The organism is Clostridioides difficile ATCC 9689 = DSM 1296 (genome assembly GCF_001077535.1).
Taxonomy (GTDB): Bacteria; Bacillota; Clostridia; order Peptostreptococcales; family Peptostreptococcaceae; genus Clostridioides; species Clostridioides difficile.
This window is the reverse complement of the sequence record NZ_CP011968.1, coordinates 3,365,439-3,390,793: the sequence shown is the minus strand read 5'-3', so window position 1 is coordinate 3,390,793 and position 25,355 is coordinate 3,365,439. Positions and strand designations below refer to the sequence as shown.

The 25,355-nt window shown below is 29.1% G+C and carries 20 protein-coding genes; 18 read left to right on the top strand and 2 right to left on the bottom strand.

Going from position 1 to position 25,355, the window contains the following annotated elements; genetic code table 11:
• Positions 1-24 precede the first annotated feature (24 nt).
• The 10 genes from CDIF1296T_RS15880 to CDIF1296T_RS15835 all read left to right on the top strand — a co-directional run bounded on the left by CDIF1296T_RS15880 (position 25) and on the right by CDIF1296T_RS15835 (position 13,914).
• Positions 25-945, top strand: a complete 921-nt coding sequence (locus CDIF1296T_RS15880) for a 1-phosphofructokinase family hexose kinase (protein ID WP_009891391.1) — start codon at positions 25-27, stop codon at positions 943-945.
• Between the two features lie 2 nt (positions 946-947).
• Positions 948-2,864: a PTS fructose transporter subunit IIABC gene (locus CDIF1296T_RS15875; protein WP_003439955.1), complete on the top strand. Its 1,917-nt coding sequence runs from the start codon at positions 948-950 to the stop codon at positions 2,862-2,864.
• A gap of 19 nt (positions 2,865-2,883) precedes the next feature.
• Positions 2,884-3,753 (top strand): tagatose-bisphosphate aldolase subunit GatY, encoded by an 870-nt coding sequence (gatY, locus tag CDIF1296T_RS15870; protein WP_003439953.1) that lies wholly within the window; start codon positions 2,884-2,886, stop codon positions 3,751-3,753.
• Between the two features lie 509 nt (positions 3,754-4,262).
• Positions 4,263-5,726, top strand: coding sequence for a type I restriction-modification system subunit M (locus CDIF1296T_RS15865; RefSeq protein ID WP_003439950.1), 1,464 nt, complete (start codon positions 4,263-4,265; stop codon positions 5,724-5,726).
• Positions 5,727-5,729: 3 nt separating this feature from the next.
• The gene (locus CDIF1296T_RS15860; RefSeq protein WP_003439948.1) at positions 5,730-6,914 is read left to right on the top strand and encodes a restriction endonuclease subunit S; all 1,185 of its coding nucleotides are present in this window, start codon (positions 5,730-5,732) and stop codon (positions 6,912-6,914) included.
• A 32-nt stretch (positions 6,915-6,946) separates the two neighbouring features.
• Positions 6,947-7,255, top strand: coding sequence for a hypothetical protein (locus CDIF1296T_RS15855; protein WP_003439946.1), 309 nt, complete (start codon positions 6,947-6,949; stop codon positions 7,253-7,255).
• Positions 7,256-7,287: 32 nt separating this feature from the next.
• Positions 7,288-7,668, top strand: coding sequence for a nucleotidyltransferase domain-containing protein (locus tag CDIF1296T_RS15850; RefSeq protein WP_003439944.1), 381 nt, complete (start codon positions 7,288-7,290; stop codon positions 7,666-7,668).
• On the top strand, positions 7,658-8,086 hold the full coding sequence (locus CDIF1296T_RS15845) for a hypothetical protein (protein ID WP_003439943.1): 429 nt from the start codon (positions 7,658-7,660) through the stop codon (positions 8,084-8,086). Before CDIF1296T_RS15850 ends, CDIF1296T_RS15845 begins: the two co-directional genes overlap by 11 nt.
• Before the next feature lie 48 nt (positions 8,087-8,134).
• Positions 8,135-11,470, top strand: coding sequence for a DEAD/DEAH box helicase family protein (locus tag CDIF1296T_RS15840; RefSeq protein ID WP_009898143.1), 3,336 nt, complete (start codon positions 8,135-8,137; stop codon positions 11,468-11,470).
• Between the two features lie 380 nt (positions 11,471-11,850).
• Positions 11,851-13,914: a DUF262 domain-containing protein gene (locus CDIF1296T_RS15835; RefSeq protein WP_003439939.1), complete on the top strand. Its 2,064-nt coding sequence runs from the start codon at positions 11,851-11,853 to the stop codon at positions 13,912-13,914.
• Between the two features lie 216 nt (positions 13,915-14,130).
• Here the strand turns inward: CDIF1296T_RS15835 and CDIF1296T_RS15830 are convergent, their stop codons facing one another.
• Entirely contained in the window at positions 14,131-14,697 is a 567-nt protein-coding gene (locus tag CDIF1296T_RS15830) for a CD3073 family putative ECF transporter S component (protein WP_009898142.1), read from the bottom strand.
• A gap of 165 nt (positions 14,698-14,862) precedes the next feature.
• Between CDIF1296T_RS15830 and CDIF1296T_RS15825 the strand changes: the two genes are divergently transcribed.
• The 6 genes from CDIF1296T_RS15825 (at position 14,863) to CDIF1296T_RS15800 (ending at position 20,769) form a co-directional block, all read left to right on the top strand.
• Positions 14,863-15,384 (top strand): CD3072 family TudS-related putative desulfidase, encoded by a 522-nt coding sequence (locus CDIF1296T_RS15825; RefSeq protein WP_009898140.1) that lies wholly within the window; start codon positions 14,863-14,865, stop codon positions 15,382-15,384.
• 798 nt (positions 15,385-16,182) lie between these two features.
• Positions 16,183-18,261 (top strand): glycosyl hydrolase, encoded by a 2,079-nt coding sequence (locus CDIF1296T_RS15820; protein WP_003439934.1) that lies wholly within the window; start codon positions 16,183-16,185, stop codon positions 18,259-18,261.
• Positions 18,261-19,040: a PTS mannose/fructose/sorbose/N-acetylgalactosamine transporter subunit IIC gene (locus CDIF1296T_RS15815; RefSeq protein WP_003431349.1), complete on the top strand. Its 780-nt coding sequence runs from the start codon at positions 18,261-18,263 to the stop codon at positions 19,038-19,040. Before CDIF1296T_RS15820 ends, CDIF1296T_RS15815 begins: the two co-directional genes overlap by 1 nt.
• Positions 19,033-19,842, top strand: a complete 810-nt coding sequence (locus CDIF1296T_RS15810) for a PTS system mannose/fructose/sorbose family transporter subunit IID (protein WP_003427216.1) — start codon at positions 19,033-19,035, stop codon at positions 19,840-19,842. The genes CDIF1296T_RS15815 and CDIF1296T_RS15810 overlap by 8 nt, the downstream gene beginning before the upstream one ends.
• 19 nt (positions 19,843-19,861) lie before the next feature.
• Positions 19,862-20,344 (top strand): PTS sugar transporter subunit IIB, encoded by a 483-nt coding sequence (locus CDIF1296T_RS15805; RefSeq protein WP_009891383.1) that lies wholly within the window; start codon positions 19,862-19,864, stop codon positions 20,342-20,344.
• A 20-nt stretch (positions 20,345-20,364) separates the two neighbouring features.
• The gene (locus CDIF1296T_RS15800; RefSeq protein ID WP_009898137.1) at positions 20,365-20,769 is read left to right on the top strand and encodes a PTS sugar transporter subunit IIA; all 405 of its coding nucleotides are present in this window, start codon (positions 20,365-20,367) and stop codon (positions 20,767-20,769) included.
• A gap of 155 nt (positions 20,770-20,924) precedes the next feature.
• Here the strand turns inward: CDIF1296T_RS15800 and CDIF1296T_RS15795 are convergent, their stop codons facing one another.
• Positions 20,925-22,085 carry an ROK family transcriptional regulator gene (locus CDIF1296T_RS15795; RefSeq protein WP_009898135.1) on the bottom strand — a complete coding sequence of 387 codons (1,161 nt, stop codon included), beginning with the start codon at positions 22,083-22,085 and terminating at the stop codon, positions 20,925-20,927.
• 207 nt (positions 22,086-22,292) lie between these two features.
• Here CDIF1296T_RS15795 and xylB point away from each other — a divergent pair, with 207 nt between their 5' ends.
• Both xylB and xylA read left to right on the top strand, forming a co-directional pair.
• Positions 22,293-23,843 (top strand): xylulokinase, encoded by a 1,551-nt coding sequence (gene xylB / locus CDIF1296T_RS15790; RefSeq protein WP_003431356.1) that lies wholly within the window; start codon positions 22,293-22,295, stop codon positions 23,841-23,843.
• A 95-nt stretch (positions 23,844-23,938) separates the two neighbouring features.
• Positions 23,939-25,276 carry a xylose isomerase gene (gene xylA / locus CDIF1296T_RS15785; RefSeq protein WP_009898127.1) on the top strand — a complete coding sequence of 446 codons (1,338 nt, stop codon included), beginning with the start codon at positions 23,939-23,941 and terminating at the stop codon, positions 25,274-25,276.
• The last annotated feature ends 79 nt before the right edge of the window (positions 25,277-25,355 follow it).

Below are 25,355 nucleotides of genomic sequence, written 5' to 3'. Positions count from 1 at the left end.
ACAGCACAAGCAAGGGGGAAGACAATGATATATACATTAACTACAAATCCTGCAATAGATATGAATATATCTACTAATGGGATAAAGAGAAAATTAGTAAATCGTACATCAAATGCTGTATATTCTCCTAATGGAAAGGGATTAAATGTAACTTTTGTACTAGGTCATTATGGTATAGAATCTAAGATATTAGGATTTTTTGGAGGATTTTCAGGAAAATATATAGTTGAAGAAAGCGAAAAGAGAGGATTTGACGTATTGCCTACTTGGGTAGAAGATACAACTCGTATAAATATATTTTTAAATGATGGAAGTGATGAATTTAAATTTGTAAACTCTGGGTCATATGTAAATGAAAAACAAAAACTAGATATGCTAGATAAGATACAGTCATTAGCAGATATAAGTTACTTATCAATAAGTGGAAGTCTACCTCCTGGTATTGATGATAATTACTATGAGGATATATTTAAAATTTGTAAAAATAAAAGTATAAAGACAATACTCGATATAAGTTCACCAAAATTAAAGGAGTTACTACAGTATAATCCATATTTGATAAAACCAAATGATGAAGAAATCAAAGATATATTTGGAATTATTGTAAGAGATGAAGAAGATATTAAGGATGTACTTAAATTACTACATTTAAAAGGTGCTCAAAATATATTGCTAACTTTAGGAGAAAAAGGTTCTTATTTTTATAATGGAAAATCAATTTATTATGCTAGTGCTCAACCAGTTACAGTAGTCAGCTCTGCATGTGCTGGTGATTCTGCATTAGCTGCTTTTTTAAGTATATGGTTGGAAAATCCAGAACATATTGAAGAAGCATTAAAAAGGTCAGCAGCAACAGGAGCAAGTGTGGCTGAAAGTAATGGTATAGGTAATTTGGAGAATGTGGAAGATTATATAAAAAATATAAGAGTCAGAAAGGTGGTATAAAAATGGGAAAGAAAATGATTCTAGGGGTAACAGGTTGTCCAACTGGAATAGCTCATACTTTTATGGCAGAAGAAGCATTAAAAAATTCAGCCAGGGAATTAGGGTGTGACATAAAAGTTGAAACGAATGGAGCTATAGGTGTAGAAAATAAGTTAACAGCAAAAGATATCGAAATGGCAGATGCAATAATAGTTGCTTGTGATAAAAATGTTGATATGGACAGATTCAATGGAAAGCCAGTAATAGAAGTACCTGTCAAAGAAGGTATACATAAAGCTAATGAACTTATACAAAGATGTATTGATGGAAAAGTAGCTATTAGAAAAGGAAACTTATCAAGCAGTAAAATTGCAGAAGAAGGAAACTTATCGTTTGGTCAAAAGTTGTATAAAGACTTAATGAATGGTGTATCTCACATGTTACCTTTAGTAGTAGCAGGTGGAGTACTTACTGCTATATCATTTTTATGGGGGATTTATTCATTTGACCCAAATTCAGAACAATATAATCAAATAGCAGCTACATTAAAATCTGTTGGTGGATATTCTATGAACTTGATGGTTCCTGTATTGGCAGCATTTATAGCTCAATCTATATCGGGAAGAGCTGGTATGTTGGCAGGACTTGTTGGAGGAATGATATCATTTGATACAGGTTCGGGGTTTTTAGGTGGAATCATATCAGGATTTTTAGCAGGTTACTTAGTTAAACTATTTGTACATTTGTTAAGAAAATTACCACGACAATTAGAAGGTCTTAAATCGATTTTTATAATTCCTATTGTCAGCGTAGGTCTTGTGGGTGTAGCAATGTTGTTACTTGGTGGGCCATGTTCAGCACTTAACAATGCTATGATGAACTTTCTATCGGGGTTACAAAATTCAAGCCCTATAATTTTGGGAATAGTAATAGGATGTATGTCAGCATTTGATATGGGAGGTCCAGTAAATAAAGCAGCATATGTAACTGGAACTATGCTTCTAGGACAGGGAAATTATTTATTTATGGCAGGTGTATCTGCAGCTTGTATAACACCACCATTGGTAATAGCAATAGCATCTACTTTATTTAAAAATAGATTTACAGAAGAAGATAGAGCAGCAGGATTAATCAATTATATACTAGGTAGTACTCATATAACAGAGGGGGCAATACCTTTTGCAGCAAAAAATCCATTAAAAGTGTTGCCAGTACTTATGATTGCATCATCAATATCATCAATTTTAACTTATATAATGAAAATAGAAGTACCAGCTCCACATGGAGGGTTTTTGGTTCTAGGATTAGTCAATAAGCCACTTTTATGGGTAGGGTGTATATTTGTAGGTTCATTAGTAGGTGCTGTACTTTATATGATGGTTACACCTAAAGTAGTAAATGAGAAAAATACTATAGAAAATACAAATGCAACAAAAGATGAACATAAAAATGAAAGTGCAGAATCGGAAAACGTATCTAATAATATCTCTTTATATAGCGAAGAAACAGTAATTTTAGATGTTAAGGGAAAAAATAAAACAGATGTAATTGATGAAATGATTGGAATACTTGATAAATCTGGTGTTCTTTTAGATAAAAAGAAGTTTAAAGAAGAAATCCTTAAAAGAGAAGAAATATCATCTACAGGTTTTGGTATGGGGATAGCGATACCACATGCAAAAACAGATGCAGTAAAGGTACCACGTGTAGCAGTAGGTGTATCAAAAGAAGGGTTTGACTTTGAATCAGAAGATGGAAGCTTGGCACATATTATATTTATGATAGCAGCTACAGATAATGGTGATAATTTACACTTAAAAACATTATCTCAACTATCTTCAAAATTAATGAATGAAGAATTTTTAAATGAGTTATTAAATAGCAAAACAAGTAGAGAAATAGTATCAAAATTAAATAACGAAGAAATTAAATCAGTATAAACATATAGGAGGAGAAATTATGGCATTAGTGACAACTAAACAAATATTATTAGATGCACAAGAAGGGCATTATGCAGTAGGTGCATTTAATGTTGAAAATATGGAGATGGTTATGGCAGTAATAGAGGCTGCTGAAGAACTTAAATCACCAGTAATATTGCAAACAACACCTTCAACAATAAAGTATGCAGGACTAGATTATTATTTAGCGAATGTAAAGGTAGCATCAGAGAAGGCAAGTGTTCCTGTGGCAATGCACTTAGACCATGGTTCAAGCTTTGGACTAGCTATGCAGGCACTTAGAGTTGGATATACTTCTATTATGATTGATGGTTCTCATGAAAGTTATGAAGATAATATTTCAATATCTAAATCTGTTGTAGATGCATGTATGCCTTCAGATATACCTGTTGAAGCTGAATTAGGTAAAGTTGGAGGTAAGGAAGACGATTTAGATGGTGGTGATGGGGGAGCATATACAGACCCATTAGAAGCAAAAGAGTTTGTAGAGAGAACAGGGGTATCATCTTTAGCAGTAGCAATAGGTACGGCACATGGATTATATAAGGGAGAGCCAAAGCTTGATTTAGATAGATTATCTGAAATTAGAGATGTTGTATCAGTTCCATTAGTATTACATGGTGGGTCTGGAATACCAGATGAAGTTATTAAGGAATCTATAAAAAGAGGGATTTGCAAGGTTAATTATGCAACTGAATTAAGGATTGCTTATAGCAATGGAGTTAAGAATGTGCTTAATTCTGACCCAGAGGTAATTGACCCTAAGAAATATGGTAAAAAAGGTTTAGAGTCAGTTAAAGATTTTGTTAAGAGTAGGATGGAAGTTTGTGGATGTGTAGGAAAAGCAATAGAGACAGTGAAGTGTTAATAATAAAGGGAAAGAATAAGTAAGATTAAATTAAGGGGTGTCTCAAAATGAACTTTTTAGTTCATGAGGCACTCTTTTTTGTATGAAATTAAATATATTTTCATCATTCTGACAATAAAAAAGAAGATTATATCTATTTTGAGACAGCATCTTATTTTATTTTTTGATTAATATTGTAATTGAGAAATTTGAAATAAGGAAGATGATATAATTAAATAAAAAAGTTCTTTCTAAGTTTAAATTAATATTAAAAAGTTATAATATGGTAAGAATTATCCAGGTAGATGACTTCTATGATGGATATATGATAAAATAATTTTGTATGGTATATATAATAATCATAAAATAAGAGTATTGCATTAGTTTTTTAACTAAAACATGTAAATAGGAAAAATAATTTAATAACTGTGTAGTAAAAACTTGGATTTAACATAAGACACTAACTATTAAGGCGTACGACTAAAATATATATTTAAATTATTTTATGAACACTGGAGGGAAAGTCATATATGATTACAGGAGAATTAAGGAGCAAAGTAGACAAGATTTGGGAGACATTTTGGACTGGTGGATTAACTAATCCATTAGAAGTTATAGAACAATTTACATATCTTTTATTTATTAAAGGATTGGATGAAGTAGAAACAAAAAATGAAGCAGAAGCAACTCTTTTGGGAGTTTCTTTTGAAAGGATATTTAATGATGAACATCAACATTTAAGATGGAGTAAGTTTTCTAATGAAGGAAATTCAGAAAAAATGTATGAAATAGTACAAAATGAAGTGTTTCCTTTCATAAAAAAATTACATGGAAATAAAGACTCAGCTTATGCAAAGTACATGGGAGATGCAATATTTAAAATTCCTACGCCTCTTATGTTATCTAAAATAGTTGATGGTATTAGTAATTTAGAATTAAGTAAGGATAGAGATACAAAGGGAGATTTGTATGAGTATTTATTATCCAAAGTGGCTACAGCAGGTACTAATGGTCAATTTAGGACTCCAAGACACATAATAGATATGATAGTAAGACTTATTAAACCAACACCAGAAGATATTATAGTAGACCCGGCAGCAGGTTCAGCAGGTTTTTTAGTATCATCACAACAATACTTAAGGGATAATCATTCAAGTCTTTTCTTAGTGCAAGGGCTGAAGGAGCATTTTAATAATGGTATGTTCTATGGATTTGATATGGATAGAACTATGCTTAGAATAGGTGCTATGAATATGATGTTGCATGGCGTTGACAATCCTAATATAGAGTATAAGGATTCTTTATCGGAGGTTAATACAGATAAAGATAAGTTTACATTGGTGTTAGCAAATCCTCCTTTTAAGGGAAGTTTAGATTATGAAGCAGTGTCAGCAGATTTATTAAAAGTGACTAAGACAAAGAAAACAGAGTTATTATTCTTGGCACTTTTTTTAAGAGTTTTAAAAATTGGTGGAAGATGCGCATGTATAGTGCCAGATGGAGTATTGTTTGGTTCAACAGGTGGACATAAATCGATAAGAAAAGAAATAGTTGATAATCATAAATTGGAAGCTATAATATCAATGCCAAGTGGAGTGTTTAAGCCTTATGCAGGAGTATCTACAGCTATAATGATATTTACTAAAACAGGAACAGGTGGAACTGATAAGGTATGGTTCTATGATATGAAAGCTGATGGTTATTCTTTGGATGATAAGAGAAATGAGATAAAGGATAGTGATATAGAGGATATTATTAAGAGATTTGATAATCTTGATGGTGAAGTAGATAGAAAAAGAACAGAGCAAAGTTTTTTTGTTGATGTGGAAGAGATAAGAGAGAATGGGTATGATTTATCTATTAATAAGTATAAAGAGGTAGTGTATGAAGAAGTAGTTTATGATGCTCCTAGTGTTATTATGGGTAGGGTTAAGGCGTTAGAGAAAGAGATAGTGGATGGATTAGAGGAACTAGAAAGAATGTTAGAGGTGTAGAGTATGGTTGATGAAGCAAAAATTTTAGATGTTGTTAGTATAAGCGGGGAAAATGTAAAAAAGTTTGATGGAGAACGCTCATATCTTAGTACTGGAAACTTAGATTTTAACAAGATAAGCAATCTAGAAATAGTTACTTATGAAAATAAACCTTCTAGAGCAAATCAAACTGTAAATATAGGAGAAGTTATATTTGCAAAAATGAAGGACACAAAGAAAACATTAGTTATTAATAAAACTAATAAAAATATAATAGTATCGACTGGATTTTATGTTTTAAAACCATCAAAAGAAATATTGCCTCAATATTTATACCATTACTTAAATAGTAGTTATTTTCTAAATCAAAAAAATAGGTTAAGTAAAGGTGCTACACAATCAGCTTTAAATAATGAAGGATTAGCTAATATAAAAATACGCATGTATAATTTAAAAGTGCAAGAAAAGGTAGTGCGTGTTTTAGACAAGGCTCAAGAGTTAATAGATAAAAGAAAAGAGCAAATAGAAGTATTGGATGAATTAGTTAAATCAAGATTTATTGAGATGTTTGGTACTCCATCAAAGAATGAAAAAAACTGGGAAATTTCAGAAATAGGGAAATATTTAGATGTTTTAACTGATTATCATTCAAATGGTAGTTATGAAACCTTAAGAGATAATGTAACTCTTTTAGATACAAAAGGTTATGCCTTAATGGTAAGAACTACAGATTTAGAAAATAATAACTTTGAAAAAGGTGTTAAGTATATCGATGAACATGCATATAATTATCTTGAAAAATCAAAGGTGTTTGGTGGTGAGGTTATAATAAATAAGATAGGTAGTGCAGGTAAAGTTTATTTAATGCCATTTTTAAATAAACCAGTATCTTTAGCTATGAATCAATTTATGCTTAGATTTAATGAAGATAAAGTGAATCATATATTCTTATATAACCTTTTACTAACATCCTATATGGAAAGTAAAATAAAAGAGAAAGTAAGAGGAGCTGTAACAAAAACGATAACTAAAGATGCTGTTAGAAAAATAAATATTATTGTACCTCCTATTAGACTTCAAAATCAATTTGCCAACTTCGTTAAACAAGTAAACTCTTTGAAGTTTGAAATGGAAACTAGCTTAAAAGAACTAGAAGACAACTTTAACTCATTAATGCAAAAAGCTTTTAAAGGAGAGTTATTCAACTAAAATACAATTATTAAAATGGGGGAATAAAATCTATGAATCAAATAGAGCTAGATTTATACCATAACATGGTAAATATCTATAAAGAAGCTGATTTACAATGTAACTATAAGCCAACAAGATTTTTACAACTGATAAATAACAAAGGAGCCTTATTAGCTGCTAAAGAATTAATCAATAAAGAAGGAGCTACTGAAGGATTTACAAGACTATGGGAGTGTAAGAGATTAGATTTATCATTAGAAGTATTAGTATTAAAAGAAAAGTATAAAGAGTTGTTTACTGATGAAGAAAGAGAAATATGTATAAATAGATTAAAAGATTATGGATATAAATTTAATTAAGTAATATTACCTAATAAACAAGAGGTGATTAAATGAGAAATATACCAAATGAGATTAAAAACTCAATAATAAATGTATTTCCAAAAGAAAATACTCTAGCAATCATAATATTTGGTAGTTATGGAACAGATAAACATACATCAGAAAGTGATATAGACATAGCTTGGATTCCTATCAAAAAAGTACCAATTACAGAACTTGCAACTAAGACAGAAGCTCTAAGAAATATATTAGACATTGATGTAGACCTAAAAATTGTTACAGATAATTATACAATAGCACTTAAAAAAGCTATTTTAGAAGGTGAAGTTATTTATGAATCTAAAGATTTTAAGGATTATATAAATAAATTCTATTTTGAAAACAGTGATGTAATAGATATCTTAGATTGGAGGGACATGTATGGTAATTAGAAACAAATTATCTTGGAACTCAATAGAAGAAGTAAATAGGGATTTTGGTTCTTGCTTGTATGACCTGCAAAACTTCAAAATCTTATATGATAAGGAAGAAATGCCTGAGTTATGGGCTAGATACATAAAAGAAGGCTTTAAAAGCTATATGGTATCATTTCTAGAATTAACAAAAGCAATGTTGTATTATAAATCAATTGATTTAAACATAAAATCTAAAAACTTTTATGACTACCTTTTAGCTTGTGAGTATCACAATTTATTACCTAAAAATTCTTCTATAGTTATAGAAACACTTAGAAAATTGAGAAATGATGATTCTCATGGATATGATATACCACAGTTTGAAGATATGTACGAATTGTTTACAGAAAATGAAGAAGTATTTGTTAGTATAAGAAACAGCTGTAAGAAATAGTTTTTAGAGAGATTTATTTTAACTAAGGGACAAAAGGGGGATAAAAGCTTGGGTAATTTTGATTTTTTACAAAAGAAGAAAAATTTCAATAGTTTTAATACTGCTTGCTTAGAAGCAGAAAAAAGTATACTAGTTAGTCCATCTACTTGTGCAACTATAACAAGAAGAGCTTTAGAGCTTGCAGTAAAATGGCTATATGCTAATGATAGTGATTTAGTATTGCCTTATCAAGATAATCTCAGTACGTTGATTCATAATAATAGTTTTATAGAACTTATAGACTATGATATGTTACCTTTATTAAAATATATAGTTAAATTAGGTAATTTATCTGTACATACTAGTGCGAACATAGAGAGAGGAGAAGCAATACTTTCACTTAACAATTTGCATCAATTTGTTAGTTGGATAGACTATTGTTATTCAGATGAATATACAGCAGAAGACTTTAATGAAGATTTATTACTTTATGGGGAAGAGAAAAGGACGAGACCGGACGAACTTAAAAATCTTTATGAGAGATTAAGTTCAAAAGATAAAAAGCTTGAAGAAGTAATAAAAGAAAATGAGGAATTAAGAAAGTCACTAACTGAAAAGAGAAAAGTTAATACTGTAAACTATGATTTCAAGATAGACGAAGTAAGCGAATTTGAGACAAGAAAAAGATATATAAATATAGAATTAAAGCTTGCAGGTTGGGAATTTGGAAAAGATATAGGGGAGGAAATAGAAGTACAAGGTATGCCTAATGAAAGTGGTGTAGGATATGTAGATTATGTTCTTTATGGTGAAAATGGTAAGCCATTAGCAGTAGTTGAGGCGAAAAGAACGAGTAAAGATCCAAAAATTGGTCAACAACAAGCTAAATTATATGCAGATTGTTTGGAAAAGAGATATAGTCAAAGACCAGTAATATTTTTGACTAATGGTTTTGATATGTATATTTGGGATGACTATTCAGATAGAAAAGTTTATGGATTTTATAAAAAATCAGAATTACAACTTATGATAGATAGAAGAAAGAGTAAGAAGTCTTTAAGTTCTGTAACAATAAATGATGAAATATCCAATAGATATTATCAAAAAGAAGCTATTAGGGCTGTATGTGAGGCTCTTGAAAATAAGCAACGCAAAACTCTTTTGGTATGTGCTACTGGTACAGGAAAAACAAGAATTGCTATATCTATAGTTGATGTACTTTCAAGACATAATTGGATTAAAAATATATTATTTCTAGCAGATAGAAAAGCATTGGTAAAGCAAGCTAAAAAAAGTTTTACTAAGCTATTACCTAACTTGGCGTTATGTAATTTATTGGATAGCAAAGACAGCCCAGAAGATGCTAGGATGATATTTTCTACATATCCAACAATGATGAATGCAATTGATGATACGAAGTCTAAGGATGGAAAGAGATTGTTTACACCTGGCCATTTTGATTTAATTATAATAGATGAATCGCATAGAAGTATTTATAAAAAATATAAGTCAATCTTTGATTATTTTGATTCTTACTTAATGGGTCTTACTGCTACACCAAAGGATGAGATAGATAAAAATACTTATTCAGTTTTTGACATGGAAAATGGAGTACCTACATATGCTTATGAGTATAATAAGGCAGTCGAGGATGGATATTTAGTAGATTATACTAGTATTGAGTTTAAGACTAAGATTATGGAAGATGGAATTAAGTATGATGAGCTTTCTGATGAAGAGAAGGAAGAATATGAAAATACATTTAATGATGATGAGAGTATTGGAGACGAAATAGGGAATAATGCAGTAAATGAGTGGCTATTTAATTCTGACACAATAGATTTAGTTTTAAATAAGCTAATGACAGAGGGGTTGAAAATAGAAGGAGAAGAAAAGATTGGTAAGACTATAATTTTTGCAAAGAATACAAAGCATGCTAGGGCAATAGTTGAAAGATTTAATAAGCTGTATCCAAAGTATGGTGGGAACTTTGTAAAAGCAGTTGACTATAGTATAAATTATGTAGATTCTATAATAGATGATTTTTCTGATAAGAATAAATTACCTCAAATAGCAGTTTCAGTAGACATGCTTGATACAGGAATTGACATACCTGAAATACTAAATCTTGTTTTTTTCAAGAAAGTGAGAAGTAAGACTAAGTTTTGGCAAATGATAGGTAGAGGAACTAGATTATGTCCAGATTTATTAGGTGTTGATATGGATAAGGAGAGATTCTTAATATTTGATTTTTGTAATAATTTTGAATTTTTTAAATTTAATCCTAAAGGATTTGAGGGAAATAAAGCAGAAACACTTACTGAAAAATTATTTAATATAAAGGTAAGTATGGTTAAAGAACTTCAAGATATTAAATATATAGAAGGTGAGTATGCAGAACTTAGAAAAGAATTGTTAGAAGAACTTATAACTTCTGTAAAAGCTTTAAATGAGGATAGTTATATAGTTAGGATGAATTTAAGTTATGTACATAAGTATAAAAATGAAAATGTTTGGAGCAATATTGGAGCAGTAGCACAAAATGAGATAAGAGAATATATATCACCACTCATAACTTCATATAGTGATGATGAATTGGCTAAAAGATTTGATGTAGTTATGTATAATATACAACTTGCATACTTACAAAATAATAATGCAAGTAAAGGTATAAGGCATGTAATGGCTACAGCAGAAAAACTTTCAAAACTTGGGACTATACCACAGATTCAGCAACAAAAATATACTATTGAAAAAGCAATGACAGAGGATTTTTGGGAAGATTCAGATATATTTGAGGTAGAAGAAGTACGTATATCATTAAGAGAGCTTATTAAGTATCTTGAAAAGTCTAGTCAAAAGATATATTATACAAGTTTTGAAGATATGATTGTAGCAGAATATAGAAATGATTCTGTATATAATGCAAACAATCTTAAGAATTATAAAAAGAAGGTAGAGTATTATTTAAATAGCCATAAAGATGAATTAGCAATATTTAAATTAAGAAATAATAAAAAGATAACAAAGCAAGATGTTGAAACGTTGGAGGAAATACTCTTAAAACAGTTAGGTAATTGTGATGATTATAAGAAGGAGTTTGGAGATACTCCAGTAAGCCAATTAGTGAGAAGACTAGTGGGATTGGATAGAGAAGCTGCAAATGAAGCTTTTTCAGAGTTTTTAAATAATAAGAGCTTTAATACTAAGCAAATACATTTTGTTAAACTTATAGTCGATTATGTAGTCAAGAATGGATTTATAGAGGATAACAAAGTGTTGATGGAAGACCCATTTAGAACTGTTGGAAGTATAATTGATTTATTTGAAAATCATATTGAAGAGAGAAATAAATTGATTAAAACTATAAATAAAATTAAAGAAAATGCATCAGAGATAGGCTAATGATGTTATTTAGTGCAAAATTATTGTTAATGATGTAGAGAATAAATTTATTAGTAGGTAGTCTAATATTGGGTTGAAATAGATAACTAGATATGGATAATGTAAATATACAAAGAGAGGTATTGAATAATTATGCAATATCTCTTTTTAATTGATAAATAACTATGAATTACTCATGAAGAAGATTAAATAATAATTTTTAAAATTAAGTATTTGTATATTTTATAGAATAATCATGTATTTACTTTAATAAAATAAAAACAGGTATAAAAAGGTATATAATAAGGCTTTCATATACATTTATGAGTCAAAATTTTGATATAATATATAGATACATGGAGTTATGAATGGAATTTATTTAACTTATAGGGGGAGTTAATATGAAAGCAGGAGAAATTGAATTTCTTAGTTATTTAGAGGGGTCAAACAAAAGTTTTGTAGTACCTGTATATCAAAGAAATTATAACTGGAAGAAAGAACAATGTAAAAGATTGTTTGATGATTTAGAGGATATAATAGATTCTGGATTTAGAACTCATTTCTTAGGGTCAGTTGTATCTATATATAGTATGGGAAAAGAATATTTAATAATAGATGGACAACAAAGAGTGACTACTGTGTCAATATTATTGATTGCCATGTGTCAAATAATAAAAGAGTTTGGGGAATCAAAAGGAATTATTACAACAGAAGAACAGATTAAGGAGTGTTATCTTATAAACAAGCACTCAAGAGATAAAGATGGAAAAATAAAGTTAAAACCAATAGCAGAAGATAGAAAAGCGTACTATGAACTATTTGAAGAAGAAATGAATACAGATAGAAATTCTAATATAGTTTCAAATTATTTATATTTTTATAATAGAATAAAAGAAGATAATATATCAATAGATGATTTGTTTGATGCTATACAGAAATTAACTATAGTAGAAATAGAGTTAAAAAATGGTGAAGATGACCCTCAATTAATCTTTGAAAGTCTAAATTCAACTGGCTTAGATTTAAGTGAAGCTGATAGAGTAAGAAACTTTGTGTTAATGGGTAGAAGCTCTAAGTTACAAGAGGAATTTTATAATAATTATTGGTATAAAATTGAAAAAAATACAAGTAGCAACGTAAGTAGTTTTATAAGAGACTATTTGACTATAAAGGAGAGAAGTATACCGAATAAAAATAAAGTATATTTTAGTTTTAAAAGGTATGTATCAGATAATGGTATAGATATAGAAATTTTATTAAAAGATTTACTTAAATTTTCTAACTATTATAGAGAGATATCTTATTCATGTACTGATGATAATGATGTAAACAAAGTTTTGAAAAGGATAAACAAACTTGAAATATTTGTATCATATCCGTTTATATTAGAATTATTTGATGATTATAATGAAGGTATAATAAATAAAAAAGTACTTGTAGAATCCCTTAATTTAGTAGAATGTTTTATATTAAGAAGAATAGTATGTGATGTACCTCCGAATGCACTGAATAAAGTATTTATGAACTTAGGAAGGGAAATTAAAAAATTTAGTGATTATAAAGAAAACTATTCTAATATATTAAGATATATTTTTATAAATAAGAAATCATCTCAAAGATTTCCTACTGACAGTGAATTTTCAAATGCTTTTGAAACTAAAGATATATATAATACTAAGTCAAAGAATAAGTTATATATACTTGAGAGGTTAGAGAATTATAATAATAAAGAAATTGTTGATTTAGAAAATTTAATCAATAATAATATGCTAAATATAGAGCATATAATGCCACAAACATTAACAAATAAATGGAAGGAATCACTAGGAGATAACTATAAGGAGATACATGATAAATATTTACATACAATTGGAAATTTAACTTTGACAGGATATAATTCAAAACTAAGTAATAAAACATTTGAAGAAAAGAAAGAAATGGAAGATGGATTTAAAGATAGTAGGCTTTATCTAAATAAATATATTTCATCTATAGATAAATGGAATGAAGAAGAAATAAAAAATAGAACTAAGATATTACTAGATAGAGCTGTAGAAATTTGGAAATATCCAAGTGTTACATATGAACCTCCAAGTAACAGTGAAAATATATTTACGTTAGAGGATGATGATGTTAATTTTACAAATGAAAGTATAGTATCATTTAGTATATTAGGAGAGTCATATAAGGCTAAAAATTGGACAGAATTTTATGAACAAGTTGCTCTTACTTTATATGATTTGGATTCTGTAAGGTTTAACAGTATTGTAGACAAAACTTATAAAAGAGATTTTATAGATAATATTAAGTCTAGAGATGCATATAAATTAAGAAAAGGTATTAAAATATCAGAAAATATATATTTAGAAACAAATTTAAATACAGAGGCTAAATTAAATATAATTAGATTTTTACTTAATGAGTTTGATATAGAGTTAAATGAAGTAATATTTTCCATAAAATAATGAAATATATGCATTTTTTGCGTAATAGAATATTAATTATATTAAAAATAAAATAGCACCTCTTGATATAGATTTATAGCTCAAATTTATATCAAGAGGTTACGTTTAATTAAAGTAATACAAATACTATCTAATTAAATTATTAATAAAAATGTTATATAAAAATGAGTATATAGCATTTTAAAGAGTAATAAACCTTACATAATAAATGATTTATTAATATGAACTAGAAGTATTTTTACTATATTGTTTTATAAAACCTTTAGGCATTTTACTTATAAAATATACCACCATAATACAAGACAAAGGTTTGTCTACTATATTACTAAGAATCCTTGGAAAGAACGCAGCAGTAAATATCTTCTGACCAGACTGAACTAAAAAACCAACCAATAAATCAGCACCACTTCCACTTAAACCACCAAACAATAAAACTGAAATAGGAGTACCAATTAAAGGACAAACAATAGATAAAATTACTCCTGTAATAATAGCTTCTTTATAACCAAAACCTTTTTTCTTAGAAATATATCCAACAATAAGACCAAGAACAATATTTACAAGGGCAAAAGGTATATTTGTAGGACCTGATATAACACCTAAAACTAAGTTTGTACATCCACCAATAAGAGCACCCCAAAAAGGACCTAATACGACAGCCCCAAGTACAGTACCAACTGTATCTAAAAATAATAATGGTATATTTATCATAGATATAACCATACCTAAGACAATATTAATAACTATGCACATTGAAGAAAATGTGACTTTTTTAGTATCCAATTATAATACCTCCTAAAAAAATATATACATTTATCATAGTATAGATTATAAAAGATTACTAATTGTATATTTCTATATAGAATATTGGAAATATAGAACAAATAAATAATATAATTATCAAAATATGTAGTATCATTAAAATTAAGAATAACTAAGGAGATTATTATGAAAAGAAATAGAGAGATTGTAGTAGTATGTCATTGTATATTAAATTGTAATTCTAAAGTGGAGGGATTGTCAGAATTTAAGGGAGCACAAAATATAGCGATAGATTTAATAAATAAAGGGTATGGAATAATTCAACTACCATGCCCAGAAATGATTATGTATGGAATAAATAGGTGGGGACATGTAAAAGAACAGTTTGACAATTTGTTTTTTAGAGAACAATGTAGGCAAATGTTAATACATCATGTAAGGCAGTTTGATGAATATTTAAAAAATGATTATGATATAAAAAGTATCATTGCAATAGATGGCAGTCCAAGTTGTGGTTATAATAAGACATGTAGTTCTAAACGTTGGTTTGGTGAGTTAAGTGGTTGCAATGAATTGATGGATAAAATAAATGATATACAAATGGTGGATGGGAAAGGTATTTTTATAGAAGAGCTAGAAAAGCTACTTAAAGAATATAATTTAAATATACCTATAGTTGGATTTGACGAGCTTAGAGAAGATAAGTAGAGATATAAATATTTATTGTCTCATTATGAAACACCATTATATTTGGCAGAAAAATATGACTGATGGACAGTACAGGAACCATTTTTAAGTGGAGTAATTAGTACTTATAAAGATGTATCCACTAGTTGAAAGAAAATGTAGAGAGGTAATAAATGAATTAAGAAGTAGATAATATATATAAAGGAGTGTCTAAAAGTGAACTTTTTAGTTTATGAGACACTCTTTTTTTATATTAAATCAAGTATATTAAATCAAATATATTTTAATCATTTTAGCAATGAAAAATAAATTTATCTATATTTTGAGACAACATCTTTTTTAGTTTTATTTATTTGTTGTCGTTTTTGACTTGGTATACAATTATATATTTTATTAAATAATTTCATAAATTATTTATAATTATAAAATCCATTGTTTTGAACAATATCTAATATATTATTATCTGTATTTATAAGGTCACTATACATATTTTCAAGTCCGATATTATCTACATAATAGGCAAACTTTATTCCTGTATGTGTTTTAAAAAAACTAGATGTATATAGGTATCATCACAGATATTAAAAGTATAAATAAAAGATATTAAGAACGACTTTCCAGCAATATATTAGAAAATTTTACTAAAATCCGGAAAGCGATTGACAAACAAAGTCAAATAAAGTATATTATTGGTAAGTTAGTTTAATGTACAAATGAATTATATATAAAACCTAATTTATAAATAACGATACTAAACGACATTATTTAACTTAAGCTACACAAAGATAGAATATTATACCATTGATTTAGGAGGTAGCCGTGATAAAAATATCTGAAGACTATATTGAAAAAAGATTTGACAATGAACTATTGCGAATAGAAGCATGGGGAAAAAACTCTTTACGTATTAGGTCGTTTGTAGACCAAAATTTTGTTGATGAAAACTATGCTCTTAACGAAAAACCTAAGTTAAATAAAGATGATATTACAATTAATAAAAATGAAGATGGAAGTGCAATCATTAAAAATGGAAAGATAAAAGCTGTCTTAGACCATAGAGATAGAATTACTTTTTATAATGATAAAAATGAAATATTATTGAAAGAATATATTCGATTAAGAGCTGTAAAACATGATGATGGTGGAGAAGATGTAGGGACAATTGAGATTACCAAAGACTTTAACTCTACTCTAAAGTTAAAATCAAGAGAATATCGACCAAGCTATAGTGGAGAATTTGAAGTAACTACTAGATTTGAATCTGAGCCTTCTGAAAAGATTTTTGGAATGGGACAATATCAACATAAATTTTTAGATTTAAAGAATACTGTTTTGGAGTTAGCCCAAAGAAATTCTCAAATATCAGTTCCTTTTTATATTTCTAGTCTAGGTTATGGACTTTTATGGAATAATCCGGGAATTGGAAAAGTATCTTTTGCTAAAAATATGACAGAATGGAAGATGTTTTCTACAAATTTTATAGATTATTGGATTACTTGTGGAGAAAGCCCAAAAGAGTTAAATAAAAATTACTCTCAAGTTACTGGAACTGTTCCTATGATGCCTGAAAACCTTTTAGGACTATGGCAAAGTAAACTAAGATATAGAACTTCAGAAGAAGTTTTAGATGTTGTGAAGGAATATTCTAAAAGAGGAATTAAGCTTTCATCAATTGCAATTGACTATTTTCATTGGCCTAAGCAAGGTGAATATAAATTTGACTTAGATTATTGGAAAAATCCTAAAGAATTAGTTAAAAAATTGAAAGAAGAGTATTCAGTAGAACCAATAGTATCTGTATGGCCTACAGTTCAAAGTGATGCAGAAAACTACAATGATTATTTAGAAAATGGCTATTTAGTCAATGTTAATCGTGGTGTTAGAATGACAATGCAAATTCAAGGAAATACAGTCTTTGTAGATATGACAAATGAAAATGCAAGAGAATATGTTTGGGATAGAATAGATAAAAATTATAAACAACTTGGGATTGACTATTATTGGTTAGATGTAGCTGAACCTGGCTATTCTGTGTATGATTTTGATAACTATAGATATAAAAAAGGAAATGTTTTAAGTTGTGGTAATATTTATCCTATTGATTATTTAAAAATGATTTATGATGGTTTACATAATGACATAGAGTCTGTTGTAACTCTTGTAAGAGGAGCTTGGGCAGGAGCTCAAAAGTATGGAGCTTTAGTATGGTCTGGTGACATTGATTCTAGTTTTGAAGCTTTTAATAATCAAGTAAATACAGGGTTAAATATGGGACTGGCAGGTATACCATGGTGGACTACTGATATTGGAGGTTTCCATGGAGGAAATCCTAAAGACCCAGAATTTAGAGAACTTATGGTAAGATGGTTCCAATATGCTACTTTTTCACCAATTTTGAGAATGCATGGAGATAGATTGCCTCATAGTAAACCATTATCAAATAAAGGTGGAGGCTCAATGGTAACTGGAGCTCCTAATGAAATATGGTCTTATGGTGAAGAAGTTGAAGTAATTCTTACAAAATTCATAAAAATTAGAGAGAGCTTAAAAACTTATTTAAAAAAACTGATGAAAGAAGCACATGAAGATGGAACACCAGTTATGAGAACTTTATTTTATGAATTTCCTGAAGATGATAAAACTTGGGAGGTGGATAATACATATATGCTTGGAGATGAAATTTTAGTAGCTCCAATAATGAATTATAAAGATAGAAGTAGAAAAGTATATTTACCAAAAGGACATACATGGGAAAATATATTTAGTGGAGTTAGTTATGAAGGTGGGAAAACTTATGAAGTTGAATGCCCACTGGAAGAAATTCCTATTTTCCTAAAGCAAGATTCCAGTTATAATTTTAAAGAACTAAAAAATATTTTGGGAGAGGTGAAATCATAATGGAGCCACAATTATGGCAATTATTATTAATCGTACTATATGGATTTTTTATAAACTATGAAAAAAATTCAACAATGTTTGGAACATATCAACCAGTAACAGCAGGTTTTATTACTGGTCTTATCTTAGGAGATATAAATACAGGATTATATATTGGAGGTACATTACAGCTATTATCATTAGGTATTAGTAACTTTGGTGGAGCATCAATACCTGATTATCAAACAGCAAGTATAGTAGCCACATTTATAACTATTACGACTAAGCAAGAAGCATCTGTAGGAATCTCTATAGGTATTCCAGTTGCTTTATTGATGGTACAATTAGATGTTCTTAGAAATACTATTGGTATATGGCTAGTTCATAAAGCAGAAGATGGAGCTAAAAAAGGAAATTATAAAAATATAACCTATATGCAAATGTTAGGAGTACTATTAACAGCAGCTACAACAGGTATTCCAGTTGCTCTATCTGTAATATTTGGACCTTCTTTAATTAATACCATTTTGAAATATACACCTGAATGGTTAACAGGTGGTTTAACAGTAGCTGGAGGACTACTTCCAGCAGTAGGGATAGGATTATTACTTAGATATCTTCCTGCTAAGGAGTATTTTAGTTACTTAGTAATTGGTTTTGTTTTAGCAGTATATATGAAAGTACCATTATTAGGTGTAGCTTTAATTGGTGGAGCAATTGCACTTATAATTTACAAAAAGAATTTGGAAAATCAAGAACAACAATATACTGTAGTAGGAGGTATGGACGAAGATGAGTGATAAGGTATCATTAAATAAATCAAATGAAAAGGTGAAAAAAAGTGTCTTATGGCGCTGGTTTTTTACTAGTTCTGTTTCTTCAAATTATGAGAAGATGCAGGCCTTGGCATACTGTTATGCAGTACTACCTTTTTTAAAAGTAGTATACAAAGATAATCCAGAAAAGTTACAAAGTGCTGTATTAAATCATTTACAATTTTTTAACACTAATCCTTGGGTTGCCCCTTATATTTTGGGTATTAATGTAGCAATGGAGGAGTTATCAAGTGAAGAGACTGAAGAGGCTGTTGCTTCAATTAAAACAGGCTTGATGGGACCAGTAGCAGGTTTAGGAGATAGTTTATTTGTCGTTATTCCGTGGACAATTTTTGGAGCTATAGCAGCTAATATGGCGATAGATGGAAGTCCGTTTGGAATCTTACTGTGGATTGTAGTGAGTGTAGCATTGAAATTATTAAGTATACCACTATTTAATGCTGGTTATACATCAGGTACTAAGCTAATATCTTCAATTGAAAAAAGTTTAAAGATTTTAACTGAGAGTACATCTATTTTAGGTTTAATGGTTGTAGGTGCATTAATACCTTCAGTTGTAAAAGCTAATGTTGCTTTGAACTTTCAACAAGGTGATTTTACAATGAAAGGTCAAGAAATATTAGACCAAATTATGCCTGGGTTAGTTCCTGCAATTCTAGTTGTGATTGTTTATTGGGCTCTTAAAAAGAATATAAAACCTATATACTTAATTTTAGGAGTAATGGTTGTTTCAATAATTTTATATGCATTAGGTATTTTAAAATAAGGAAAGGATGATATTAGATATGGAAATGAAAGGTATTAAAAATATTCGTATAGATGACCGTTTAATCCATGGTCAAGTTGCAACTATGTGGAGTAATAAATTGGGTGTTACAAGATTAATGGTAGTAAATGATGCAGTAGCTAACAATTCTGTTCAAAAACAAGTTTTAAGAATGGCTACACCTGCAGGTATAGCGTCATCTATAATTACAGAAGAGACTGCTATAAAAAATATTACTGCAGGAAAGTATGAAGGACAAAATGTATTATTAATTGTTAAGTCTCCTGTGGACCTTATTCCATTTGTAGAGGCAGGATTTAAAATACATAATATAAATGTAGGAAATATGTCAAGTAGAAAAGATACAACAGTTCTAAGACCTAATATCAGTGTTACTGAAGAAGAGAAAGAAGCATTTAAAAGACTTTTAGATGAAGGAATTGAAATTACAACTATAATGACGCCTGATGATAAGAAAACTTATCTTGTAGACATCTTATAGATTTAAAGAGGTGTATTAAATTGAATAGTATTATTTTGATGAGTCATGGCAATATGGCTGAAGAAGTCTTAAATTCTGCAAAAATGATAATAGGGGATTCTATAGATTATCCTACTGTAAATATGAAACAAGATGATGGAATAGAAGGAACAATAGAAAAATTAAAAAAAGCTTTAGAAGTGTACAAGGAAAGTTCAGAAATAATTATAATGGCAGATTTACTAGGTGGAACTCCATGTAATGCTGCTTTATTAGTAGCCAATAATGACAGTCGAATTAAAATTATTTCAGGGCTAAATTTAGGTATGGTTATTGAATCAGCTTTTTTAGATACAAAGGAATTGGCAGCAAAATTAGAGAAAATAGGTAAAGATAATATTTCTATGGTTGAACAAAATGCAAGTTTATTATCTGATGATGAGTAGGAAGATTATATTAATATTTAAAACGAAATACTTATGTTAATATTTAATTGATATACAATTTTTAAAAAATATAGCTAATCTTGCATAAACTATATAATAAATCTAATTTTAGAATGTATAATTTAAAGGGTTATGGCTGTATATAGTCATAACCCTTATATTTCATTAATTAAAGTTAAATTTTGTATATTCAAAAAGCTCTTGATATTTACGGCAGAGCCACCATATAGAGATGCCTCAGACCCTAATGATGAAATTTCTATATTTATTCCTTTGTTAAAAGAGCTAACTAACATATCTTTTGTAATCTGTAATATCTCAGGGATATCACTAATTATTTGGCTATTTAAATATATTATTTCAGGAGCATAAGTTGTAATAGCATTATTTATAGCTATTGTTAAGTAACTACAAAACTCATGAATAACTTTTTTGGCATTCTGGTTATCTTCATAATATAGTTGCTTTACTATATCAGAATCTATTTTAGGAATATTTTCTAAAGAAGAAAGCTGTTCAAATACCTTTTTTTCTGAACAATACTGTTCTAAACAGCCACGATTTCCACAAGGACATAGTTTACCATTAGGCATGATGATAGTGTGACCAATTTCTCCACTCATACCATTTCTGCCACTATATAATTTATTATTTATTATAATGCCTGAACCAAATCCACTGTGAATACTGAGACTAAGTAGTGAGTTATGTACAGTTGAAAAAGTATTCTCAGCTAAAGCTGTTAAGTTTGCTTCATTTTCTATATGAATAGGAAAGTCATACTTTTTGCTAAGGATGCTATATAAGTCAATCTCATTAAGATTGTAATATGGAGTAAACAATACTTTATTTTCACAAGTAATCCCATGTATAGCCAAAGTAAGACCAATTACCTTATAAGGAGTGTCTATTTTGGATATGTTATAACTATTTATAATTTCATCTATCAATTGTATAACATTGTCTTTACTTACTTGTATATCTGTTAATTTCTTAGAATTTATAATAGTTCCATCTAAGTAAGATAGAGAAGAAAATATATAGTCGTATCCAACGTCCATACTTAAAGAAATCCCTGCACATTTATTAAATACTAATAATATGGGTTTTCTTCCGCCACTATGAGTACTATTTCCAATTCCTATTTCATGAACTAGAGATTCATCAATAAGTTTTTTGGTAATAGCGGATATAGTTGCTTTATTCAATCCTATAGTAGAAGCTATACTTGCCCTAGAAATAGGACCATTTTTTATAATTTGTTCAAGTACCAATCTTTCATTCATTTCTCGAATAGTGTATTTATCAGTAACCAATTTGATATTCCTCCTTAAAATAATATTGTAATACTTTTTACACAAAAATAAAAGGTTATTTTGCATTGACAAAGATAATTAAATATTTTATTATTAGTTCATAAGTTAGTTTAATATACTAACAAAAATAAAGCAAGTAAAATATACCTAAAATATAAAAAAATTAGGATAGGAAAACGATAGTTATGAAGTGGCATTCAAGGAGGGATGAAGTTGGAGTATGTATTAGGTGTGGATATTGGTACATCAGGTACTAAAACAGTTTTATTTGATAAACTAGGAAATACTATAAAAAGTTGTACATATGAATATCCTCTTATACAAGAGAAATCAGGTTGGGCAGAGCAGGATGCAAATGATTGGTGGAAAGCTGTAGTCGAATCTATAAGAGAAGTAGTTCAAAGTTCAAATATAAGCAGTGAATGTATAAAAGGAATTGGATTATCAGGACAGATGCATGGTCTAGTTATGCTGGACAATGAAGGTAAAACATTGAGAAACTCTATAATATGGTGTGACCAACGAACAGTAAAAGAGTGTGAGGAGATAACTGATTTAGTAGGTGAAGAAAGACTGATTGAAATAACTGCTAATCCAGCACTTACAGGATTTACAGCATCAAAGATATTATGGGTTAGAAACAATGAACCAGATATATATAAAAATACTAATAAAATACTTCTTCCAAAAGATTATATAAGATACAAATTGACAGGTGAATATGCTACAGAGGTATCAGATGCAAGTGGTATGCAGTTGCTCGATATAAGAAAAAGAGATTGGAGCGATGAAGTACTAGAAAAGTTAAATATAGATAAAAATCTTTTAGGTAAAGTTTATGAATCACAAGAGATTACAGGTTATGTGACTAGAGATGTAGCAAGTTTGACAGGGCTTAAAGAAGGAACAATAGTGGTAGGAGGAGCTGGAGACCAAGCAGCAGGAGCTATAGGAAATGGAATAGTTAAAGATGGAGTAGTTTCATCTACTATAGGTACATCAGGTGTAGTATTTGCTTATACAAAAGAGCCAAAAATTGATAAAGAAGGTAGAGTTCATACTTTCTGTCATGCAATACCAAATACATGGCATGTTATGGGAGTTACTCAAGGAGCTGGATTGTCATTAAAATGGTTTAAAGATAATTTCTGTCAAAGTGAAGTGGAAGTTTCAAATTCTTTAGGTGAAGATGTATATGAGATTATAAATAATCAAGTAAGTCAAGTACCAACAGGATGTAATGGATTGCTTTACTTACCATATATGATGGGAGAAAGAACCCCTCATCTTGACCCTTATGCAAGAGGTGTGTTCTTTGGATTATCTCCAATCCATTCTAAAAAAGAAATCGCAAGGTCAATAATGGAAGGTGTTTCATATAGTCTTAAAGACTGTATGGATATAATAGAGAATCTTAATATAGACGTTAATGAAGTAAGAGCCTCAGGTGGAGGTGGAAAAAGTAAAGTATGGAGACAGATGCAAGCAGATATGTTTAATCAAGATGTATATACTATAAATTCAAGTGAAGGACCAGCACTTGGAGTTGCAATTCTTGCATTAGTAGGAGCTGGAATATATGAAAATATACAAAAAGCATGTGATGCTATAATAAAAACTTCAACTAAATTAGAACCAATAAGTGAAAATGTAGATACATACAATATATATCATAGATTGTATAAAAGAATATACAAATCTTTGAAAGATGACTTTAAGTTATTAGATGAAGTAGTTAATGCAAAAATAAATAATTAAATTAGCTTAAAAAGAAAAATAAAGATAGAAAATAGTTTTAAATTAAGAAAACATACTACATATATTATATGTGTAAAATATTAGGAGGACATGAAATGAGTGAAATATTTAAAGGAATAGGACAGATAAAATTTGAAGGAGTAAAATCTGACAATGAATTAGCATTTAGATACTACAATCCTGAACAAGTGGTAGGTAATAAGACTATGAAAGAACACTTAAGATTTGCAATGAGCTATTGGCATACTTTATGTGGAGAGGGTAATGACCCATTTGGAGTAGGGACAGTAGAGAGACCTTGGAATAATATAACAGACCCAATTGAGATAGCAAAGATTAAAGTTGATGCAGGATTTGAATTTATGTCTAAGATGGGAATTGAGTATTTCTGTTTTCATGACAGAGATATAGCACCAGAAGGAAGAGATTTAGAAGAGACAAATAAGATATTAGATGAAATAGTTGAGTATATAAAAGTTAATATGGAAAAGACAGGTATAAAGTTATTATGGGGAACTGCCAATATGTTTGGAAATCCAAGATTTGTTCATGGTGCATCTACAACATGTAATGCAGATGTATATGCATATGCAGCAGCTCAGGTTAAAAAAGCTATGGAAATAACTAAGTACTTAGGAGGAGAAAATTTTGTATTCTGGGGTGGAAGAGAAGGTTATGAAACTTTACTTAACACTAATACAGAACTTGAAATGGATAACTTTGCAAGATTCTTACAAATGGCTGTAGATTATGCTAAGGAAATAGGATTCACTGGCCAATTCTTAATAGAGCCTAAGCCAAAAGAGCCTACTAAACATCAATACGATTTTGATACTGCTACTGTTTTAGGATTTTTAAGAAAGTATAATCTGGATAAATACTTCAAAATGAATATAGAAGCAAACCATGCAACACTTGCAGGACATACTTTCCAACATGAATTAAATATAGCAAGAATAAACAATGTTTTAGGTAGTATAGATGCAAATCAAGGAGACCTATTATTAGGTTGGGATACAGACCAATTTCCAACAAATATATATGATGCAACACTTGCTATGTATGAAGTGTTAAAGCAAGGTGGAATAGCACCAGGAGGATTTAACTTTGACTCTAAAGTAAGAAGAGCATCTTTTGAGGTAGAAGACTTATTCCTAGCTTATATTGCAGGAATGGATACATTTGCAAAGGGATTATTAATAGCTCATAAATTATTAGAAGATGAGGTATTTGAAAACTTTACTAAAGAAAGATATGCAAGTTTTAGTGAAGGTATAGGTAAGGATATAGTAGAAGGTAAGGTTGGATTTAAAGAGTTAGAATCTTATGCACTGCAAATGCCAGTTATAAAGAATAAGTCTGGAAGACAAGAAATGCTAGAAGCTATACTTAACAGATATATATATGAAGTAGATACAATTTCTAATAAGTAATTGTGTAGTAATTAAACTTGGATTTTTGAATAAAATAAGTAGGATATGTTCTTGTTTTTATTCTAAAACGGACAAAGAT

Coding starts and splice junctions, on each gene's coding strand:
- CDIF1296T_RS15845 (WP_003439943.1), top strand. CDS start 7,658: ATGGTAATTAGAAACAAATTATCTTGGAACTCAATAGAAGAAGTAAAT.
- gatY (WP_003439953.1), top strand. CDS start 2,884: ATGGCATTAGTGACAACTAAACAAATATTATTAGATGCACAAGAAGGG.
- CDIF1296T_RS15825 (WP_009898140.1), top strand. CDS start 14,863: ATGAAAAGAAATAGAGAGATTGTAGTAGTATGTCATTGTATATTAAAT.
- CDIF1296T_RS15810 (WP_003427216.1), top strand. CDS start 19,033: ATGAGTGATAAGGTATCATTAAATAAATCAAATGAAAAGGTGAAAAAA.
- CDIF1296T_RS15880 (WP_009891391.1), top strand. CDS start 25: ATGATATATACATTAACTACAAATCCTGCAATAGATATGAATATATCT.
- CDIF1296T_RS15850 (WP_003439944.1), top strand. CDS start 7,288: ATGAGAAATATACCAAATGAGATTAAAAACTCAATAATAAATGTATTT.
- xylA (WP_009898127.1), top strand. CDS start 23,939: ATGAGTGAAATATTTAAAGGAATAGGACAGATAAAATTTGAAGGAGTA.
- xylB (WP_003431356.1), top strand. CDS start 22,293: ATGAAGTTGGAGTATGTATTAGGTGTGGATATTGGTACATCAGGTACT.
- CDIF1296T_RS15855 (WP_003439946.1), top strand. CDS start 6,947: ATGAATCAAATAGAGCTAGATTTATACCATAACATGGTAAATATCTAT.
- CDIF1296T_RS15860 (WP_003439948.1), top strand. CDS start 5,730: ATGGTTGATGAAGCAAAAATTTTAGATGTTGTTAGTATAAGCGGGGAA.
- CDIF1296T_RS15815 (WP_003431349.1), top strand. CDS start 18,261: ATGGAGCCACAATTATGGCAATTATTATTAATCGTACTATATGGATTT.
- CDIF1296T_RS15835 (WP_003439939.1), top strand. CDS start 11,851: ATGAAAGCAGGAGAAATTGAATTTCTTAGTTATTTAGAGGGGTCAAAC.
- CDIF1296T_RS15875 (WP_003439955.1), top strand. CDS start 948: ATGGGAAAGAAAATGATTCTAGGGGTAACAGGTTGTCCAACTGGAATA.
- CDIF1296T_RS15865 (WP_003439950.1), top strand. CDS start 4,263: ATGATTACAGGAGAATTAAGGAGCAAAGTAGACAAGATTTGGGAGACA.
- CDIF1296T_RS15805 (WP_009891383.1), top strand. CDS start 19,862: ATGGAAATGAAAGGTATTAAAAATATTCGTATAGATGACCGTTTAATC.